The sequence below is a fragment of the Parabacteroides sp. FAFU027 genome (assembly GCF_022808675.1).
Taxonomy (GTDB): domain Bacteria; phylum Bacteroidota; class Bacteroidia; order Bacteroidales; family UBA7332; genus CAXXIC01.
In genome coordinates, this window is sequence record NZ_JAKZKV010000015.1 from 70,260 (window position 1) to 91,012 (window position 20,753).

14 protein-coding genes are annotated in these 20,753 nt (G+C 40.6%); 4 read left to right on the forward strand and 10 right to left on the reverse strand.

Annotation, left to right across the window (positions count from 1 at the left end):
* Positions 1–1,005: 1,005 nt before the first annotated feature.
* The 4 genes from MLE17_RS17260 to MLE17_RS17275 all read right to left on the reverse strand — a co-directional run bounded on the left by MLE17_RS17260 (position 1,006) and on the right by MLE17_RS17275 (position 5,750).
* Positions 1,006–2,466 (reverse strand): alpha/beta hydrolase fold domain-containing protein, encoded by a 1,461-nt coding sequence (locus MLE17_RS17260; RefSeq protein WP_243349977.1) that lies wholly within the window; start codon positions 2,464–2,466, stop codon positions 1,006–1,008.
* A gap of 19 nt (positions 2,467–2,485) precedes the next feature.
* A complete protein-coding gene (gene uxuA / locus MLE17_RS17265; RefSeq protein WP_243349978.1) occupies positions 2,486–3,664 on the reverse strand; it encodes a mannonate dehydratase in 1,179 nt (392 codons plus the stop codon).
* 86 nt (positions 3,665–3,750) lie between these two features.
* On the reverse strand, positions 3,751–4,563 hold the full coding sequence (locus MLE17_RS17270) for an SDR family oxidoreductase (protein ID WP_243349979.1): 813 nt from the start codon (positions 4,561–4,563) through the stop codon (positions 3,751–3,753).
* A 29-nt stretch (positions 4,564–4,592) separates the two neighbouring features.
* Positions 4,593–5,750, reverse strand: coding sequence for a glycoside hydrolase family 105 protein (locus MLE17_RS17275; protein WP_243349980.1), 1,158 nt, complete (start codon positions 5,748–5,750; stop codon positions 4,593–4,595).
* 450 nt (positions 5,751–6,200) lie between these two features.
* Between MLE17_RS17275 and MLE17_RS17280 the strand changes: the two genes are divergently transcribed.
* The 4 genes from MLE17_RS17280 to MLE17_RS17295 all read left to right on the forward strand — a co-directional run bounded on the left by MLE17_RS17280 (position 6,201) and on the right by MLE17_RS17295 (position 9,266).
* Positions 6,201–6,761, forward strand: coding sequence for an RNA polymerase sigma factor (locus MLE17_RS17280; RefSeq protein WP_243349982.1), 561 nt, complete (start codon positions 6,201–6,203; stop codon positions 6,759–6,761).
* 74 nt (positions 6,762–6,835) lie between these two features.
* On the forward strand, positions 6,836–7,834 hold the full coding sequence (locus MLE17_RS17285) for a FecR family protein (protein ID WP_243349983.1): 999 nt from the start codon (positions 6,836–6,838) through the stop codon (positions 7,832–7,834).
* A 154-nt stretch (positions 7,835–7,988) separates the two neighbouring features.
* A complete protein-coding gene (locus tag MLE17_RS17290; protein WP_243349985.1) occupies positions 7,989–8,555 on the forward strand; it encodes an RNA polymerase sigma factor in 567 nt (188 codons plus the stop codon).
* 60 nt (positions 8,556–8,615) lie between these two features.
* Positions 8,616–9,266 (forward strand): GDSL-type esterase/lipase family protein, encoded by a 651-nt coding sequence (locus MLE17_RS17295; RefSeq protein WP_243349986.1) that lies wholly within the window; start codon positions 8,616–8,618, stop codon positions 9,264–9,266.
* Positions 9,267–9,437: 171 nt separating this feature from the next.
* Here the strand turns inward: MLE17_RS17295 and MLE17_RS17300 are convergent, their stop codons facing one another.
* The 6 genes from MLE17_RS17300 to MLE17_RS17325 all read right to left on the reverse strand — a co-directional run bounded on the left by MLE17_RS17300 (position 9,438) and on the right by MLE17_RS17325 (position 20,712).
* Complete coding sequence (locus MLE17_RS17300) at positions 9,438–11,621, reverse strand: glycoside hydrolase family 3 C-terminal domain-containing protein (RefSeq protein ID WP_243349987.1); 2,184 nt, start codon at positions 11,619–11,621, stop codon at positions 9,438–9,440.
* A 165-nt stretch (positions 11,622–11,786) separates the two neighbouring features.
* Complete coding sequence (locus MLE17_RS17305; protein WP_243349988.1) at positions 11,787–13,166, reverse strand: T9SS type A sorting domain-containing protein; 1,380 nt, start codon at positions 13,164–13,166, stop codon at positions 11,787–11,789.
* A gap of 122 nt (positions 13,167–13,288) precedes the next feature.
* Positions 13,289–14,875, reverse strand: a complete 1,587-nt coding sequence (locus MLE17_RS17310; RefSeq protein ID WP_243349990.1) for a DUF4832 domain-containing protein — start codon at positions 14,873–14,875, stop codon at positions 13,289–13,291.
* A gap of 324 nt (positions 14,876–15,199) precedes the next feature.
* Complete coding sequence (locus MLE17_RS17315; protein WP_243349991.1) at positions 15,200–15,793, reverse strand: DUF1735 domain-containing protein; 594 nt, start codon at positions 15,791–15,793, stop codon at positions 15,200–15,202.
* 24 nt (positions 15,794–15,817) lie between these two features.
* The gene (locus MLE17_RS17320) at positions 15,818–17,602 is read right to left on the reverse strand and encodes a RagB/SusD family nutrient uptake outer membrane protein (protein ID WP_243349992.1); all 1,785 of its coding nucleotides are present in this window, start codon (positions 17,600–17,602) and stop codon (positions 15,818–15,820) included.
* An 80-nt stretch (positions 17,603–17,682) separates the two neighbouring features.
* On the reverse strand, positions 17,683–20,712 hold the full coding sequence (locus MLE17_RS17325) for a SusC/RagA family TonB-linked outer membrane protein (RefSeq protein ID WP_243349994.1): 3,030 nt from the start codon (positions 20,710–20,712) through the stop codon (positions 17,683–17,685).
* Between the last annotated feature and the right edge of the window lie 41 nt (positions 20,713–20,753).

Genomic DNA, 20,753 nt, shown 5'->3' on the forward strand with positions numbered 1-20,753 from the left:
GAAGACCTTGCTCATTCAAACAGTATATTTTCAGTATGCATACAGTTAATATACTTTTTTTCACTCACAGCTAAGAGTATATACCGTATATATGCTTTTATATAAAGGGTGTATACAGAGTCATTTTGGATACGTGATTAAGTAATATATTACCCAAGTAGGAAGGAATGGATTATACTCACACTTTGTAGAACCGCAAAATATAATGATGAGTCAGAATCATACCCATTTAACATTGATCAGTATCAACAATAAATAATACAGAAAGGACATCTGTGACATATAATACTCCAGACAACCAACCTATAAAAGACTACTACTGATTTACAACAACATACAACTTTATTATTAAGTCTTTCCGATTGCCTTTGAGGATAATCCAATAATGATATAACTCTAAGTTATAGATTTTGAGCCTTTAAATTAAGTTTAATAAGAGTCGATTTCCAACACTCAGATATCTGGCTTATTTACTGCAATATAAGTATTGGATTCAACATAATCATGCATTATGTGGAATCTTAAGGGTTTTGAATTCTGAACTCTATTTGCTGGAAAATGGGGGTTAGATTCAAAATAGAGCATAACTAGTATAGAGTATTGTTGCTATTTTCCGCCAGATTTAAGTTTTAGATTCTATATATATTTCAAGATAAAGAAAGAGTATTCAAATCCCAGATCATGGGGGGATATTTCGGTTTTTCCGAGCCAAACCACACTGGTAGAGATAATACTGATTGTTTGGAGTGATAAATACCTATCCGGTTGATTAAACTCCCTAAAGCCATTTACACAATATTGTTGTTACGAAATGTCATTTACGAATCCTTGACCTCATCATATAAATCTAGCCCCCTACAACTATGCCAAACTCAAAAAAAAGCCCGGGAAGATTTCCCGAGCTTTGAAACCATCAAAAACACACATTAAACGAGGCATTTGAAACCGCTTCGTTTCTTTTATCAATGTAATATCACAAATACTGGTAGAACTATTAGACTTAATTCATTTCTTCAAATAACCTTGTTTCTTCAAAAAATTATCAGTGTCAATTCTGATTTTATAGAAATCACTCGTCAAAGGTTTCGTATATGAAAATATAGGATGACCAGCGCCTTTATACAAAATCAAATCACAAGCTACACCACACTCCTTTAGTTTACTTTTGAAAGTTTCGGCTGTCGATACAGAAATGAGAGGATCCTTTGTTCCAAGAATAAAAAGGGTCGGAGGTACATAATTATCAATATTATGCAACGGAGATATTTCCTGATATCTTTTTTTCAGTTCCTTTGTGCCAAAACCATCCGGGCTATTATCAATAACCGGATAATATAGAACTAAAAGATTTGGCTTATAACTACTCTTATTATCAATGCTATTTGAAAGAATACCAGTAACAGCAGCAAGATGCCCACCGGCCGAAGCTCCTGCAGCCACAATTTTATTAGCATCCAAATTTAATTGCATAGAATGATCACGAATGTATCTTATCGCATCTCTAGCATCCTCGACACTCTCAAAAGGAGTTGTCTGATCAACCGAAGAAATCCTGTAATCTGCAGTTATTGCGACCATGCCTTTGGACGCATAATAAGCACATTCGCGATAAAACTGTAAAGGTGAACCTGTTGCCCATCCACCACCAAAGAAATATATAATACACGGATGCTTTATCCCCTTTTTAGACGACACGGGTTTAAAAACGTGCAAGTACAAATTGCCTCTTTTTACTTGTTTGTAAGAAACTAGCTCAGGTCTATAAGTTTGTGATGCTGGAGGAAGAATTTTTTTTAGAGATTTAAACCATACACAAGCCATTCTTTTTGCCCCTTCGGGATTTGGATGTACCTTATCCGCAATGGTATATTTCTGCCAATCAAATCCTTTTGCTTGATCTACCAATATTACATTCTTGGACTTTTGGCGTTTCACCATCTTTGCAATGCCTTTATTTAAATCCTTAAGGTATGAATACTTTGGCAATTTTCCACTTGTAATAACCTGAGCTACAAGAATCCTCACATTTGGATTGATAATTTTTATTATTCTGATTATTGACTCTTGCGAAGTAATAATTCCAGCTACAGGATTTTCCGCTTCAGAGTGGTTATGTCCCGAATGGAGTAATACAATATCTGCGGGATATAATCGGTAAATACTGTCGATGTGTGCTTCCAAAAATTCCGCATTCTTGCCACTATAACCTGCATTATTTATAGCACCAATCCTGCATTTACTTGCATGAGGCCCAATAAATTCAAAATCATAACCTGCACTATAAAGCATTTCCCACAGATCATAAAGATAAGAATGAAAATTCTTGCCTCCCTCTGTTATAGAATCACCTAAACCCAATACAGTAAATCGAGTATGTTTACTATTCTTCTCTTTAAATAATTGAATACTTGAGTTAACAGCAAATATATTCAAGACAAGTAAAATCAATAGGAATAATTTCTTCATATCTTCAAAATAAACAGCACTATAAAAAAAGAATAATACTTTTCGCTATTCCCATTTCCAATCCTCTTAATTCTGCCAAACCACGGAGACGTCCAATACAGGAATAACCCGGATTAGTTTTCTTCTTCAGGTCATCGATCATCTGGTGACCATGGTCTGGACGCATCGGAATCGATTCACCCCGACGTTGTTGCAGTTCAAGAAACGCCTTCATTACACCATACATATCCACATCACCTTCAAGGTGGTTATCTTCGTAAAAATTACCTTCTTTGTCACGTTTCGTACTGCGGAAGTGAACGAAGTTGATACGTTCGCCAAATTCAGTCATCATGGCAGCCAGTTCATTATCGCTACGAACACCGAAAGAACCGGTACACAGGCAAAGGCCATTCGATTCATTAGGCACTGCTGCGATAAGGTCACGGACATCCTGCGCCGTACTCAGAATGCGAGGCAAACCAAGGATAGTATAAGGAGGATCATCTGGATGGATAACCAGTTTAACTCCCGCCTCATCAGCGACAGGGGCTATTTCACTAAGGAAGTAGATCAGGTTGGAGCGTAATTTCTCAGCATCGATATTTTGGTAACGATCCAATGCTTCCTGGAACTGAGCTACGGTAAAGCTCTCTTCCGAGCCCGGAAGTCCGGCGATCATATTGCGGGTAAGCAACACTTTATCGGCATCACTCATTTCTGCAAGACGGGCTTTTGCTTTTACAATCTCAGCTTCAGTATAATCTTTTTCAGCTCCCGGACGTTTCAGGATGAAAAGGTCAAAAGCCACGAAAGCCGCACGTTCAAATCGAAGAGCTTTGGAACCATCTGGCATAGTATATGCCAAGTCAGTACGTGTCCAGTCAAGCACGGGCATAAAATTGTAAGTCACGATGTAGATACCACATTGAGCCAGGTTGCGAAGACTTTGCTTGTAGTTTTCGATGTATATCCTGAAATCACCGGTTTGGGTTTTAATGTGTTCGTGAACAGGAACGCTCTCTACAACAGACCAAATAAGACCTGCTTCTGCTATCAGCTCTTTGCGTTTTTGAATTTCCTCAACTGGCCACATCTCTCCGTTGGGAATATGGTGCAATGCGTTTACCACATCGGTAGCCCCGGCCTGACGAATATCGCTCAGACTTACGGGGTCATTAGGTCCATACCATCGCCAGGATTGTTTACATAAAATCATACGAATGATAAATAGGCCTCATCCCGACTCTAAGGAATAAGAATATCAGGAGTGTGGCGTTATTAGTAGTTAGTAGTTAGTAGTAATTAAATTGAAAATGCATCAAAGCCGCCATCAATAACGGTCAGTGTTCCTGTTACAAATTTCGAGGCATCACTGGCAAGCCATTGCATCGTACCCAGAAGTTCTTCGGGTTCACCAAATCGTCCGAAAGGCGTATGCGCAATAATCTGTTTGCCTCGTTCAGTATAAGTACCATCAGGATTTGTCAACAATGTGCGGTTTTGCTCGGTAATAAAGAAACCTGGAGCTATGGCATTCACGCGCAATCCAGTACCAAATTTTATTGCTAACTCTCCCGCCATATATTTGGTAAAATTGGTAACGGCAGCTTTGGCTGTACCGTATCCGCATACCCGAGTTAGAGGGCGGATAGCTGATTCAGATGAAATATTGATTATAACTCCCTCTTTTTGAGCTGCCATCGCTTTTGAAAAAATCATAGTAGGAAGTATTGTTCCAAACAGATTCAAATCAATCACTGTCTTAAACGCATTCATATCCAGGTCAAAAAAAGTTTTATCCGGTGTTATAGTAGCACCTGGCATATTACCACCTGCTCCGTTTATCAGAACATCAATACGCCCATATTTACTCATGATTGAATTATAATTCGACAGCAAAACTTCCTTGTTTAACACATCAGTTTGGATGAAAGTAGCTTCATATCCTTTTGCTTTTACATTGGTAACTAAGGCTTCACCTGCTTCTACATTACGGTCCAGTATTACCACCCGAGCCCCTTCCTGAGCAAAATGATTTACCATGACAGTCCCTAAGACACCCGAACCTCCGGTGATTAGAATAACTTTGTCTTTTACACTAAATAAGTTCTTCATTTTATTACTATTTCGTTTTCAAGAATAAATCAGCGTGTCAATTTATTAGGTATTTCAACCTTAGACAATTTAAGAATTTCAGAACCAGCCATTAAAAATGCGCCACTACCATATTCCTGATTGTCTTCAGCTTTTACATTTTCTGGTTTATCTCCGATTTGCTGAACAAATCTCAGTTTGCCATTTGAGGCAACTGCCTCTACCAATGCTTTCCAGGCTTTCTTTAGTTTTGGAGTATAAATAGTTTTATCCAATAAGCCATTATTAATCCCCCAAGCCATTGCAAACGTAAAAAAAGCGCTACCACTAGTCTCTTTGACAGGAACTTCCTCCGGATCCAGAAGGCTAGCTCTCCATAATCCATCGGGCTGCTGTAATGACGCTACTTTTATCATAATCTCTCTGTAATGATCCTCGTACTTTTTGTATTCAGAATGTTTTTTTGGCATTATCGATAATATTTGCACCAAACCGCCTAGAACCCAAGCGTTCCCTCTCGACCAGAAAGTTTTCTTGTCTCTTTTGGTTAATGTCTTGAAATAGCGACTATCTCTATAGTAGAGACTATCACCTTTACTATAGAGATAGTCAGAGGTGTCCCAATACATTTGATCAAGGTATCTGTAATATTTATCATCACCCGTCAAATTTCCTAATCGAACCAATACCGGTGGCTCCATAAACAGAGCATCACACCACCACCATTCTTTACGCCCCTGTTTTGGAGCTGCAATAAGGCTATCAATTGAGGTCTTAATTCCGGACATCATTATAGAAGATTTCAAAGTGGCATAAGCGTCTAAATACGCCTGACCACAAGCCAGATCATCAGCGTGCCTATATTTGGGACCTCGTTTCCACCCCGATGCATCGCCCCAACGTTTGGTTTGATTCACATACATAGTATCTCCTGTTGAACGATAGGCATACATAATCCCAGAATAAAAAACGGATCTAGCCCATTGCTCTTTAAAATCATTAATTAATACCGGATTATTAATTTGCCAGTGAAACACATCCTTCATTAGATTTTTAATATAGGACTTGTTGTAAATATCACGAGAACCAATCTTTCTGGCGCCCAAATTTGAAGAAGTATCTGCTAATAAAGATATCGTTGTTTTTTGCGCATAGAATTTTGTATTAAGGTTGAACAAAATAACAACCACACAAAATAACTTTTTCATGTTGAACTGAATCATACGACTAATTTTATCAATGAAATCAATAGGTTATAATAAAGGAAAGCCTTCTGCTAAAAAATCAGTTTGCCCCCGTTATACGGGAGCAAACTTAAACCTCAAAAAAACAATAAATACCAATTTTCATATATTCAAAACCAAAATGACCATGAAGACATTGGCTAACACAGTTTATATTTTATCCAAACAAAACTATTTATAGGTAATATCCCCGAAGGGAACAAAACACTCAAAATATAGCTCAAAATATTCGATTTTAAATTAGGATTAAGCTATTCTCCACTGCACTTTATTACTCTAACAACTTTCAAACGAGCATATTTTTATTTACATTTGCATGTATTACATACAATGCCCTTTTGCTTAAAGGAATAATCAAAATTGTGCGATCGAGAATAACAGATGTTTCTCACTTACCTTGAATACCGGAAAACAATGCAAAAACCAGACGATAGTTTATTGATAGCCCAATTGAAAGATGGCAATAAATATGCCTTTGAAAAACTGTATGAAAAATATAGTGGAAAGTTATACAATTCAATATCCTTACTTTTATATAATAAGAATACAGCTAAAGATATTACTCAAAATTGCTTCTTACTAATATGGGAAAAACGTATTTCATTAGATCCTGACAAAAGCTTTCCTTCATACTTGTACACAATTGCACGAAACCTTGTATACAAAGAAACAGAACGACAAGTTTTGAATAATAAATTCGTGGAATCAACTATTCATAGTGCGGAAATATTTGAGGATAATACTATTGAAGATCTCAACAACACTTACATTGAAAGTTATCTGAAGAAACTTGTAAATGAGCTTTCACCGGTTCCCAAAGAGATATTCCTGCTGAAGCAAGAAAAAGAGCTTTCAACGAAAGAGATTGCATCAAAAATGGACCTTACAGAAAGATCAGTCGAAGCTCATTTATATCGTACCATGAAATTTCTGAAAGAAAAACTAAGAGACTATATGTCGATATTTCTCATCTAACACAACTTACAATAGATGTTAAACATCAGTTTTATTTGAGTACATCAAAGCGTTTAAAGATATACAATATAGAAATGGACAAAAAATATTACATAGAACTATTGGATCGCTTCTATCAGGGGCTTACTTCTGAGGAAGAAAATAAGATTCTTAAAGACTGGATGAAAAGTCAGAACTCCCGAGAGGATTTCTACGCATATTATCAGCAGTGCTGGCATCTTGCACCCAACGAAATGGATAAAGAGACTCAGGACGGGATGCTTACTGATATCTTATTAAAGATTGACGAATCCAGCGAAAATAGTGTAGATGAGTCGGTTAAACAATCAATCTTTAAACGGATATTTCTACGCTACGTTGCAGCTGCCTGTATTGTACTAGCCTTTGGGCTCGGAGCCTACTTTTTGGGGTATAAACAGACAAATTCGGGAACTGGTATAGTGGCAATGTCTGTAAATATTGGGCAAAAGGCAGATATTACCCTTGCTGACGGCACGCATGTGTATGTTAATTCTGATTCCAGGATTTCATACGACAATTCTTTCAATAAAAAAGAACGGGTAATAACTCTAGAAGGCGAAGCCTACTTTGACGTTGCTAAGGACAAAAAAAGGCCGTTTATAGTGAAAGCTCACGGTATTGATGTACAGGCTTTGGGAACAAGCTTTAATGTAAAAGCTCATTCGAACGACAAAACAGTTTCAGTAATCCTGATTGAAGGAAAAGTCAGGGTAAAAGACGACAAGCAAGACAGAACCTTGAATCCTAATGAAAGGCTAGAGTATAATCTTGCAAAAAAGGAATTTAAGAAGAGCGAGTTAAAGCCTAATTCCAATGAACTGTTGTGGCGAAGCAACGAGTTGGCATTTTATGGTGAGTCTTTTGAGGAAATATGCAATAATCTGACTCGAATGTATAACTGCAAGTTTATATTCAAGACAGAATCATCGAAGCATTTCACCTATAACGGAATCATAAAAAATAATAGTCTTGAAAATGTCCTGGACTTTATTTGCCAGTCAGCATCGATAAAATATGAAAAGAGAGCTGATAATACGATTATCGTTTATTGATTATATCAACAAATGATAATGGATGGAAGCCTGATATTAATAGAATCTCATATTCCGGAGCAATGAACTTATTTACCTCAGTGCTATTTGAGGTAAATATTTTTTTGAAGAATATTAATCCTGAATACCTTAAATCTTTGCACAATAATAGAAGATGTTACAATACGACGAAAGATTATTGGTCACTCAATTGAAAGAAGGTAACAAATCTGCTTTTGAAAAACTTTACCAGAAGTATAGTGCGAAACTGTACAATTCAATATCGTTACTACTTCACAATAAAAGTATTGCCAAAGATATTACCCAAAACTGCTTCTTGATTGTGTGGGAAAAGCGCAATCTGTTGAACCCAGACAAAAGCTTTCCAGCTTATTTATACACCATTGCACGGAATTTAGTATATAAAGAGACTGAAAGGCAGGTTTTAAACACTAAGTTTATCGAAACGAGCCTTAACCATCTTGAAACGTTTGAAGATAATACGATAGAAAATCTGAATAATACATATCTGGAAGAATATCTGAATAATTTAGTAAATGAATTACCATGCACTCCTCAGAAAATATTCATTCTTAAAAAAGATAATGAACTTACAAATAAAGAAATAGCGACTCAACTTGAAATTACAGAAAGGGCAGTCGAAGCTCATCTTTATCGAACAACCAAACATCTGAAAGAGAAACTCAAGTATTTTATGATGAATATTTTTCTATTTATGTGACTTGATTCTCCTATCTAAAATTACATATATATCCAATTCTCAAATTAGTTTTTCCAGACAATGAAATTCTATGTAAATCTTACCTCCAGAAGAAAAGCCTTTTTCATAGGTGTGTTTATCTTCTCTTCATTAAATCTTTTTGCTCAAATCAAGGTTGCGTGCATCGGCAATAGTATTACGGCTGGAGCAGGATTAAAGAAAGAACAAGCATATCCAGCTCAGATGCAAGCCATTCTTGGTGACAAATATGTCGTTCGCAATTTCGGTGTAAGTGGCCGTACACTTTTAAGTAAAGGGGACAACCCATATATTAAAGAAAACGCCTATAAAGATGCTTTAAGCTGGCTGCCGGGTATTGTTATCATAAAACTAGGAACGAATGATTCCAAGCCTCAGAACTGGAAATATAAAGAGGAATTTACACCTGAATATATTGCTCTTGTAAATTCATTTAAAGACTTGCCTTCTCATCCCCAAATATATGTTTGTTATCCTCTCCCGGCGTTTCAACATAAATATAATATTAATGATAGCATTATCACTAACGATATAATACCAATGGTGAAGATTGTAGCTAAAAAAACAAAATCCAGAATTATAAATCTAAATAGAGCATTTAGAGGTAAAATCGATTTGTTATACGATGGTATTCATCCTACTGCTGAAGGTGATAAATTGTTAGCTAAGATAATTGCTAAAACAATCAAATAAATATACAACAAGACTCTGCTCCCAATAATAACAGAAAGAATAAGAAGAACCATCAGCACTCAGGTTGTAATATAAGCTTGCAGGCTATTTTTTAAGTTTATATATGACAGAGAGGATTCTTGAAATCCTCTCTGTTTTCATTTAATACACCTACTTCAACCAACAACATTTTCACTTCAATTCAAAAGCAAATCTACCTCTAATATCCATTGAGGATGAACCAATTAAAGCTTCAAATCTCCCAGGCTCAGCCACCCACATATGCTTTTGATCATCATAGAAACTCAATGCATCCAAAGTTACAGGAAAGACTACTGTTTTTTCTTCACCCGGAGATAAACTTATCTTCTTAAAACCTTTTAGTTCTTTGAAAGGGCGAGGTAAAGAAGATTCGTTATCACGGATATAAAGTTGTACCACTTCTTGTCCCTCCCGTTTTCCTGTATTTTTCACCTTTACAGTCACATTGATCGTATCATTGACGTGCATCACAGATTTATCGGCAATTGCTTTACTGTACTGAAAGTTCGTATAACTCAGCCCATGACCAAAAGGAAACAAAGGTTTAGTATTTTTCTGTCTATCAGCCCAACGGTAACCTACAAAGATACCTTCTTTATATTCCACATCTGTTTTATTACCCGGATAACCGCCTAACGCACTAGCTGCATTATCATCAATGAGGACAGGAAATGTAAACGGAAGTTTTCCTGAAGGATTGACCTCTCCGAAAAGTACGGATGCCAAGGCGTTTCCGGTTTCCGTTCCACAATACCAAGCTTCCACAATTGATGGCACATTGTTTACCCAAGGCATTGCAACGGCATTTCCGCTGATGATAACGACGACTGTGTTAGGATTAGCAGCAGTAAGTTGAGAAATAAGAGTATCCTGTCCATAAGGAAGCCCGAGGGAAGTGCGATCGTGCCCCTCACAGTCCTGTCCGTTATTTTTGTTCAACCCTCCTATAAAGAGTACAATATCAGCTTCTTTTGCTGCTGATACAGCTTCTTCACGAAGCTGTTCTCCAATATTTTCCTTTTGATTCATCGACGAAACCGAAGTATACCCTGATAAATACCTAACAGAAACCTGTTGTCTGGCATAAGTCTCTATCCCAGTCAATGGTGATATTTCATATTTTGTCTTCAGAGCAGAAGACCCCCCCCCTACAGTCATTTTTTTCACAGCATTCTCCCCTACCACTAGAATATTTTTTACTTTGGAAATATCTATAGGCAACAGGGATGACCGATTTTTCAGCAAAACGATCCCCTCCTGAGCAATTTTACGTCCAGCGAGGGCATGTTCCATAGTTCCGAACGAACCATACGGTCGATTTTTGGACATAGTAGTACGAAAAACCAGTCTTAGGATACGGCGCACTTTTTCATCCAACTCCTGAGTATCGATTTTTCCTTCTGTAATCATCTTCAGATAAGGAGAGGCTAAGTAGTAATTTGCATAGGCATTGCTGGCACTCCAGTTCAGCCCATTTGTCCAGCTTCCAAACTCCATATCCAGACCGTTACGGATCGCTTCATTTGTTTTATGCACCCCACCCCAGTCAGAAATAACCACTCCATCAAAGCCCCAGTCCCGTTTCAGGATCTCATTTAACAGATATTGGTTATGACAGCAATGTTGGCCTTTATACTGATTGTAAGCGCCCATAATAGCCCATGCACCACCATCTTGCACAGCAGCTTTGAAGGCAGGCAGGTATATTTCATGCAATGCCCTGTCATCCACTTTTACATTGATGTTTTCGCGACGCACCTCTTGGTTATTCAGTGCAAAATGTTTTACACAAGCTGCAATTCCGCACTTTTGTACCTCGCGAATATAAGGAACAACCATCTTTGACGCTAAATAAGGATCCTCTCCCATATATTCAAAATTGCGACCATTAAGAGGTGTCCGATAGATATTGACTCCGGGACCAAGAAGCACATTCTTATTTCGATAGCGGGCTTCCTCCCCGATGCTTTTCCCGTAAAGAGCCGACATATCCGGAGACCATGTCGCTGCCAGAGCAGTGAGTGCAGGGAAAGCAATACAAGAATCGTTCGTCCATTTAGCTTCATTCCACTCATCCCACAAGACTTCTGCCCGAATGCCGTGAGGACCGTCTGTCATCCAGTTTTCGGGAATGCCTAACCGCGGTACTCCTGCCGAACTAAACTTGGACTGCGCATGAATCATGGCAACCTTTTCCTCAACAGTCATACGCCGAAGAGCATCTTCCACCCGCTGTTCGATCGGTTGATCAGGATCGAGATAAATCGGATTTCGGGCTAATGATGTGACAGTACATGCCAGAAGCAGACTGGCGTAAATCGCTTTTTTCTTCATGATTTTAAATTCTAATTTGAACAACACTTATCGTATTTGATTTTACGTTCAATGAACAAAGAAACAGGGTTTCCGAGACGTTCAATGCCTACAGAAACCCTGCTCTCAAAGTAAATACACCTTCATAAATCAGTCTTTAAATCAGACTAACCGGTTTGAGATATATTATTTTACAATAACCTTTTCAATAGCTACGTTCTTCTGATTCTTTATCGCTTTTACGATATAGACACCCGCCGCCAGACTCACGTTGTCGGTATTTTCTTTGACTGCTACTTTCTGTCCCTGCAGATTAAACACTTCTACTTTTGCCGACTCTGAGAGTTTTACTCCATTTGCTGTTGTTGTGATTTTCACCTGATCTGCAGATGTTGTCGAAGTGCCGGTAGAAATAGCATTCAGATCTGTCTCCAACCCAAATTGGTATGCAGCCAATCCGTTTTTCGGTCCATACAAGTACAGTGAAGCGATTTTGCCAGCATTATCGACTACAGAATATACAGTCTGAAGCCATCTGTAGCTAATGGTTTTATATAATCCATCGCCACCGGGATAATCGTAATAGTTAGTACTGCCCAGAAAGGACATATCAGCGCCTAATTCTACCAGCTTAAAATTCATGGGTACACCACTTGAACTCGGATCTGTATTACAATAAGACACGAATTTTTTTCCATTGATTGTAAATTGATCTACACCGTCCCGGTTTGTATTCACCGGTTTATTAGTCGCATCGTCAGCAAAACTGCTTACCATCGAGATTGAGGTTAAGGTATTATCATAAGAATAAAGAGTCGGGTAGGTCTTTTGTCCATCTAAATAAAATTTCTGGCTATCAATTGCATGAATACGAGATTCATTTCCCAACGTAGTTGCAGTTGTCGGGTAAAATGAAATAGTAAGTTCTGTTGGCGTACTAGCCACTACTCCATTGGTAATCTCCCAACGTAAAACAGTATTAGAACCTCCATTCGCAGTTATTATATAACCGTTTCCTGTAATGTCTCCATATACATCAAATGTTTCAAATCGGAATGTACCGGTAGTACCTCCTTTCAGAAACTCCAATACTTTTGTACCGGTACCATCTGCGACATTAACATTCCAAATCTGAAGTGGTGTCACCTTATTGTCCGCAACAAGATTACACAATAATACGTGTCCTGCATCATCCACACGGATATCGTTACAACCATAAGGAACCTGAGTTCCATCATCTTTCTTGAATACATTAGACGCCAGAGCTTTATTTTCTATGAAATTTCCCGTTGCAGCATCAAAAATATCAATACTAAGGGCATAGGGTTCCGCCGAACCATCGCGTCTGCAAATCAGCACTTTCCCATTGGTTACCGCCATACTTCTGGCGTTATTCTCCACTGTACACATTGAGGGGCTCAAATTACCCTGGTTATACGACTGAAACCAAAGGCTTTTCAACAAATAGCCATTTGAGGTTGTACTGTAAATCGCCTGATCAGCAGTAGCGTAAACAGAAGCAATTCCAGACAGTAGAATTGCCACAGAAAGTAATAGCTTTCTCATAATTTAGATTTTTAATTAATTATAAACACACATTAAAAAAGGAAGTAAATTTTGGCAGATCCCTGATCCCGGTATAGCCATCAAAACGATTGACCATACCGATAACAAAGGATCAAAATAGATTATTTTACTGTCACATCCATCAGCTTAAGCCATCCAGAAGTGGTAATATTTGTTTTTGCAGAGATATTCAGACCCTTGACATTATCTTTTGTCACATCGACAATAGCTACGGCCCAAGTATAATCACCTGCCGGAACATCTTTTACTGGGGTTGAAAATTCATAAGTCGTAGGTGTTCCTTTAAGCCATTTTGAAGGGTCTGTGCTAGAATCTATATAGATAGATTTCACAGAATCGTCTATCTTACTTAGCATGGCAAATGCCACTTTGTATTTTTGATTCCATTGAGGCAGGTTATTCGGACAAACGCCCCATCCCAGGTTGTTCCAACGGTGAATGATCTTAATCGTAGTGGTGTTTGTGACGGTCTTTGGCAAAGAGAGTTTATCAGGATACAAACGGTACCCCCCTTCTGCTATAAAACTCTTTACCATAGAGTAAGCATCTTTAAACCATGACTGCACTTCTCCGCCGGCGCGGAAGTCCATCACATTGACGTGAGCCTCTTTCGAATCATCGTATTCACCCTTGCGCACGTCTACCGCAGTCTTGTATCCACGGGGATCTATGGAATAGTTCATGGTATTTACGCACCAGCCACCTTCCATTATAACCGGACGGGTGGGAAACCAATCGGTTACAATTCCCTTTTCGTAGCTCTGGTAATAACTCGTCATTCCAAAGGCATCGTGCCGCAACATATAACCTTTGTTGAAAGCGCTTGTCAAAAGGGTTTTAGTATCGGGATTGGGACTTGCCCATTCCTGTGGTAAACCGATCAACCGGTGGTAATTTATTGCCAAGGGAACTTTTTTAAAATTAGTCAGGTAAAGATTCGTGATCCAGTCGAAAACCGACTGTCTGTTGGCCGTATTCAGATATAGTACCGTGTGCGCTTCTCCCCATTTGCCCAGTCCGTATCCATCGATGAAATCAACCACATCAGGATCGTCAAATTTTGCGGCAAAAGCTTTGATAAACTTCTCATATTTCGCCTGGAAAACGAGGTCATCTGGATAAGGAGACCATACCGATACACTTCCTGTCTGCGTTACATACCCCTGTGCGCCCGCATCTCTCACATATGTTGGAGTAAAGTTTCTGGGTTTGTCGCGGCTATCCTCCACTATACGGAACGCGAGTTTAAGCCCTCTTGCTTTTGCTCCTTCAATCAGCATTTTAATCGTTGCATTATTATCCCAGGCATAAACTCCTTCCTGAGGTTCTAAATCGGCCCATCCAGTACGGATATACAAAATACTGGCGTAATCGGAAGCCTTGACGGTTGTCCCCAATTCGGGTACAGAAACCTTGTCGAGTTGGGTCCAGAAATCACTGGCTACACCTGCGCTGCCGTAAATAGCCCAGCCTGCCATAGGGTTACGCACCAGCTTCTGAGTCTCAGGTACCACATCTACTATATAATTACCTGGAACACTGTTATCCAGAGAAGAATTGGAGCTTCCACCTGTAACAAGGTTGTCTTCTTGTCCCGAACAGGCAAACATGCTTGTCGTGGCAAATAACAATAGTCCGACATTTGCTGCAATCGCTATCTTTTTACTTAACCAACGGTGTTTTTTCATACTATTATTCAGCTAATTATAATTAAGGGATTAAACCGGATTATCTGCGACCTTTTTTGTTGTTTTATTTCGTCTTTGCCAGACGAAACTGAATACAGAAAGCAGATAACCTTTGCTTTGACTACTACACCTAATATCCATGAAGGAGATAAAATACTCAGACGAACAATCTATTTAACTATTATAAACAGTAAACATACTGTTTTTTTATTTTGTAGATGGATAGACTGAAATCAGAATTAAAATAGAGAAGGCTACACAACCGAAATTCAACCTGTAGCCTTCTCCTCATCATATAAACTCAAAACTATATTGTCTTTTTAATCAGAGAGCAACATCTTTGTAGTTAAATTTAGGTTTCAACCGCACCATGACCCGCTTTTTGCTTGCCCTGATCGTATCTCCGGAGGTGTTTACCAGTCCCAAAGGAAGAACGAGGGATTTTGTAGTCTTCAGTTTGGCGATCTTGGTCAGATTGAGACGAAGATTAATCTGTCCAGTCCTTACGTCTTTGGGGATCACAAGACTTCGTTCCAACTGATAACAGTCGGCAGGCAAAATCATCGTGTTCTTAAAATAGAGTACACTGGAAGACTTTGATGCAGTTGGTATAGTCACATCGTTATAAACTGCCAGCATGGAATCCATGTATGCCGAATCGACCTTCAACCGAACAGACAGAGCCGGATATTCGGAAGAAATACCCGAACGGGTCACCCCGAGCACCCTGATGGCTGTATCCTTGAGCAGCGTGTCACTGGCTTGACGCAGCAGAGTATCTTTCAGTTCCAGGTAAGTAGTATCCTTGGACATATAAATATAATAACTGCCAAAAGTATCCATATTTTCTCTGAAACAGGAGGTCAGAAATAGTACCGCCATAACTGTTGCGGCCATGTGTTTCGCATATCTTTTCATCGTTGACTTGAATTATAAGGTTTATTATTTCCAACCCGGGTTTTGTACCAATACCAAAGATTTGTTCATTTCCGACTGAGGGATAGGATACAGGTACATTTTCGAACTCCATGCCCGGGTCTCAATCTTCTGGCGAGTGTAGCTGTACACTCCGGGGGTTGTCTCCTGAATACGCATTCCGTAAATATCTCCGCCAATACCCTGATCAGCAGTCATCCAACGACGGACATCCCAGTAACGATGCTCCTCAAAAGCAAGCTCCACGCGTCTCTCATTTCTCAGTCTGGCCCTAAAGTCGGCAGCGGTGATGGTCGATGCCAGGGCGGGCATGCCTACTGCGGCACGGGTGCGGACACTGTTTACGGCAGACAAAGCTGTAATGGTAAGTCCGTCGGCAGCAGATGTAGCTGTCGGAGATCCGAAAGCCTCAAGCATCGCTTCGGCATAGTCTAGGTAAATTTCTGACAATCTGAAATATACCCATTGCTTTTTACTGGTGTTGTTGAGCGTCAGATCAAGTGTCTCGTCAACATATTTACGCAAATAATATCCTGTCTTGGATGCTCCCACACGGGGCAAACCCTGACTTCCGCCTTCCCACAACTGTACAGCCGTAGCATTTTTGCCAAAAGTGGTGCCATTGTAGACGATGGTCTTTTTGAGACGCGGATCACGATTGGCGTATGGATTTGCCGGATCGTAACCCGATGTCGGATCGTCGATTGTTTTTCCACTTCTCGCGTCAGTAGATGAGGAGAATTTCATTTCGTAAGCATCTACCAGATTCTGTGTCGGACAAGTTTCACTCTTACCGGTCGCAAAACCGACAGGATAATTGAGTACATCAAAAGTATTGCTGGCAGTATAGCGTTTTTCAAAAATGACCTCCCGGCTAAAGGCATCCCGCAGCAGGAAAAGCGCCGAGTAGTCGCTATGGAAACTATATATGCTGCTGTTGACCATATCCAGAACAGCCTTGCAGGCTTGTGCCGCCCTGATCCAGCGTGCCTGACGATTTGCATCGGTATATCCCACCAGCGAATCCGTATTATTGGGTTGGTTGTATAAATCGCTGGCTGCATACAGCAAAGTGCGTGCTTTCAGCGCGAGAGCAGCGCCTTTGGTAGCCCGGCCAAGGTATGCCTGAGTGGCCGTATTACTGTAATAATCAGCCGACAGGTATTTAGCAGCGGTATCACACTGTTGCACAATGTAGTTGACGCATCGGGAAAAACTTGCTCGTGGAATCCGTTTCAATGAATCCAGCTCTGATATCGGATCATAAGCTCTCGTGACTAATGGCACTCCGCCATAACGCTTAATCAATTCAAAATAAAAGAATGCTCTCAGGAAATGAGCCTCATACTTATGCATTGTAGTCAGCGTTGCACGACGATTGTACTCTTCTGGAGTTCCTATCTTAAGATAACTCCAATCAACCTGTTTCAACAAATCCAGAAATGCATTAGCTTTACGAATTCCGTTGTAAGAATTGGACCACGGGCTGCCTTCGGGATTAGAAAATGAGCCCCAGTTTCCGATATTGAAGTTCTGTATGTCTTCGCCGTCGTTGACATCCTCGGCTTCGTCGCATGCCGAAGCCAGCATCGCATTACCAATGCGGTCATACCCGTCAGGCAGGTAAGAATACACATTGTTGATTACAGTGGTAATGCTGTTTATGTTATGAGTCACATCGTCTTCGGTCTTGAATGCAAGCATATCCGAATCCGTAAAATTACAACCGGTCAGAAAGGTCATCCCCAGAAGCATCAAGAGATAGAGATTCTTTATATTATCCTTTTTCATCCGAATAAATTTTTAATTAAAGTTGGAATGGAACTTGCGATGAACTTAGACATGCTAAGTTCATGCTCGTTTCATAGTTTTCACAATTGGAGATTTAATCCTAAGTTAAATGACTTCATCACCGGATAACCGACACTCAGTGTCTCCGGATCTACGATCTTGAGATGATCCCAGTTATAGAGATCCAGACCGCGTATAAACAGTTTCACGTTGCGGACATTGTGTTTTGACAAAAATGACTGAGGCAAAGAATATGACAATTCAACAGTTCTTAACCGAAGAAAATCACCATTGCGATACCAAAAGGTAGATGCACGGTAGTTATTGGAGTTGCCCAGTGTAGTCAGGCGCGGGTAATTGGCTGTTTCAGCTGTCTCCGGAGTCCAGGAATTAGCTGCGAAAGTCGATATGCGTGACGATCCGCTCTGAAGTGGCCAGAATATGGCCGCATTATCTCCGAGGTAAACGCTCCGGCCCAATTGCGATTGCAAAAACCCGGAGAGCTCAAACCCCTTGTAACGGACAGCCAGATCCAGTCCCAACTCCGCTTTTGGAAGGCTTGGATTAAAAAATGGCTTTCTGTCGTTGTTGTCTATCTTGCCGTCATTATTCTGGTCTTTGTATTTCAGGTCGCCCGGTTTTACGGATCCAAAAGTCTGCTGGGGGCTGTTGTCTATGTCGCTCTGGTCTTTGTAGAAGCCGACACACTCCAGCATAAACGGTTGGTTGATCTGATTTCCGGTAGTCAGGAGATAAGACTCCGGCTGCGACTCTTCGTTCACTTTCAGAATCTTATTGATATTGTATGACCCATTGATTCCGGCCCGGAAACCCCAGTCTTTGAGTTGCTTGTTGTATGAGGCGACAAACTCAATGCCTTTTCGCTCCGTAGTTCCGGCGTTTACGTTAGCAACAGCTCCGCCAAAGATTGCGGGAACAATACCCGAACTGCTGGTCAGAATGTCGTTCCGACGCTCCAGATATACGTTAGCCGAAACCGAGATATTTTTCAAAAGTCCTGCTTCTGCGCCGGCTTCGTACTTGTAAGCTTTTTCAAAAGAAAAGTTTTCGTTGGGATAAGTACCTTCTGCCAAACCGCTGGCACCTGTATTGGACGCGCCGAAAACCCATCCGTTAGCGCTCGCATATTGCCTTATGTAGGAGAAACGCTCACCCACGTAGCTGTTGCCCACCAGACCTGCCGATGCACGCAACTTCAGATAATCAATGGCTTTCGCAGACTTCAGGAAATCCTCTTCCGACAGTAACCATCCGGCAGAAATCGCCGGAAAGAATCCGAAACGTCTGCTTTTGGCAAAACGCTCAGTTCCGCTGTAGGAACAAGAAAATTCACCGAAGTATTTTTTATTGTAATCGTAACCGACACGTCCTCCGACAAACTGATAATAGTACGGACTGGCATTTCCATCCAAAATGTATTTATCCTGATGATACATCACCATCGAATTCAGGTGGTGGTGGGTAGAGAACGAACTTTTGTATTCTGTAAATCCTTCAATCGTCATGCGGTCGTCCTGTCCGTCTGTATCAGGTCCAAATGCCGCCAAAGGGCTGGCTGTGCCGACCAGCGAACTCAGGATAACGTTTCCAGTTACCGGATCCTGTCCCAGTACGTCCTGAACCTGATACTTACGATCCCATCCCTCGCGGTTGGTGTAGCTGTTGTCGTATCCGAAACGCAATCCCATGCTTACCCCACGGATAAGGTCACTCAGGTCGTAGCGGGTTTCCACGTTGGTCATCACAGCCCGATCATTGTACCGGCGGTAACCACGAGTCAGAAACTCTGCCATCGGGTTGACGGCATTGGTCGAGTTTCCGCCATAGGTAGTCTTATTTACATAAATAGGGTAAAGGTTGCCCGGAGTCTTGTAGAAGTAGTTCCACATGTCCGTAGCCGATAGCATCGGACGGTTTCTGGTGTCGATCTGGCCACTGATGTCTGCCTTCAGTGTCCAGTTTTTGGCTATATTCACATCCATATTCGAACGAAAACGGAATTGTTTCGTTTCCGTATTTGTACTGTACCCCATCAAAGAATTGGTGTGGTCATAGATTCCTTCAGCACCGTAATAGTTCAGAGAAACATAGTACCGGCCAACATCATTTCCTCCCGAAATGTTGATGTCTGCCTGACGATGCGGAGCGGAACTTTTGGTCATTTCCTTAACCCAGTCAATGTTAGGGTAATAATACGGATCGCCGGTTTTATAGTTATCAATATTAAAAGCGGAATAATGGTAATTCAACGCACTTGAAGGAAGACCATCCATGGCGTAAGCTTTACTGTATTTTGATGCAAAGTCATACGACGACAGAAACTTCGGAATACGTGTAGGCATATCCATAGCCATCTGTACAGATGCATTTACTTTGACAGGACCTGTCGATCCGCGTTTGGTCGTGATCAGGATCACACCGTTTGCACCGCGTGCCCCGTAAATCGCTGTTGCAGATGCATCTTTCAGAATCGCAATTTTATCGACATCCTCTACCTGAATGGTACTCATATCGCGCTCGAAGCCGTCTACGACAACCATAGGCTGATTGTTGGCCGAACCCAGGGTTGCATTTCCCCGTATGCCAAAATATGACGGAACATCGCCGCCAGGCTCACTCTGCCCCTGTTGCAAAACAAGACCCGGAAGCTTGCCGTAAAGAGCCGCGCCCAGATTGGATACGGAGTTGTGCAGCTGATTTCCGTTAAGAATATTCATCGAGGAGCTGATCAAGCCCTGCTCCACAGTACCGAATGCGACCTGCTGTTTTTCTTCAAGCGGTTTGCGTCTCAGTATAATGTATTGATTTGGCTGACTAGCCTGTAATGTTTCAAGCCGATACCCGTCCTTACCGATCAGCAGGGTAGCCGATGCATTGGCTTTGAAAGCCACTACTCCGCGGGGAGAAGAGGTTTCGCTGATCTGTGTTCCGTTGACCCTGACGTAAGCATCCTTTACCGGTTCCAGGTTTTCATCGACTACTACAGCCCTGATATTTTGTTCCTGTGCGGACAAGCCCAACAGCGGAGTACATATTGCAAACAGCATAAAAGCTCTTATCCTGTTGTTTAATCTGATTCTTTTCTTCATAATACTTTCTTGGTATATTTGAATTTTGGATAATCTCAAAA

Excerpts from the sequence above, each read along its gene's own strand:
- MLE17_RS17285 (WP_243349983.1), top strand. The coding sequence starts at position 6,836 with ATGGACAAAAAATATTACATAGAACTATTGGATCGCTTCTATCAGGGG.
- MLE17_RS17300 (WP_243349987.1), bottom strand. The coding sequence starts at position 11,621 with ATGAAGAAAAAAGCGATTTACGCCAGTCTGCTTCTGGCATGTACTGTC.
- MLE17_RS17325 (WP_243349994.1), bottom strand. The coding sequence starts at position 20,712 with ATGAAGAAAAGAATCAGATTAAACAACAGGATAAGAGCTTTTATGCTG.
- MLE17_RS17310 (WP_243349990.1), bottom strand. The coding sequence starts at position 14,875 with ATGAAAAAACACCGTTGGTTAAGTAAAAAGATAGCGATTGCAGCAAAT.
- MLE17_RS17260 (WP_243349977.1), bottom strand. The coding sequence starts at position 2,466 with ATGAAGAAATTATTCCTATTGATTTTACTTGTCTTGAATATATTTGCT.
- MLE17_RS17290 (WP_243349985.1), top strand. The coding sequence starts at position 7,989 with ATGTTACAATACGACGAAAGATTATTGGTCACTCAATTGAAAGAAGGT.
- MLE17_RS17320 (WP_243349992.1), bottom strand. The coding sequence starts at position 17,602 with ATGAAAAAGGATAATATAAAGAATCTCTATCTCTTGATGCTTCTGGGG.
- MLE17_RS17305 (WP_243349988.1), bottom strand. The coding sequence starts at position 13,166 with ATGAGAAAGCTATTACTTTCTGTGGCAATTCTACTGTCTGGAATTGCT.
- MLE17_RS17270 (WP_243349979.1), bottom strand. The coding sequence starts at position 4,563 with ATGAAGAACTTATTTAGTGTAAAAGACAAAGTTATTCTAATCACCGGA.
- MLE17_RS17315 (WP_243349991.1), bottom strand. The coding sequence starts at position 15,793 with ATGAAAAGATATGCGAAACACATGGCCGCAACAGTTATGGCGGTACTA.
- MLE17_RS17275 (WP_243349980.1), bottom strand. The coding sequence starts at position 5,750 with ATGAAAAAGTTATTTTGTGTGGTTGTTATTTTGTTCAACCTTAATACA.
- MLE17_RS17295 (WP_243349986.1), top strand. The coding sequence starts at position 8,616 with ATGAAATTCTATGTAAATCTTACCTCCAGAAGAAAAGCCTTTTTCATA.
- MLE17_RS17280 (WP_243349982.1), top strand. The coding sequence starts at position 6,201 with ATGCAAAAACCAGACGATAGTTTATTGATAGCCCAATTGAAAGATGGC.
- uxuA (WP_243349978.1), bottom strand. The coding sequence starts at position 3,664 with ATGATTTTATGTAAACAATCCTGGCGATGGTATGGACCTAATGACCCC.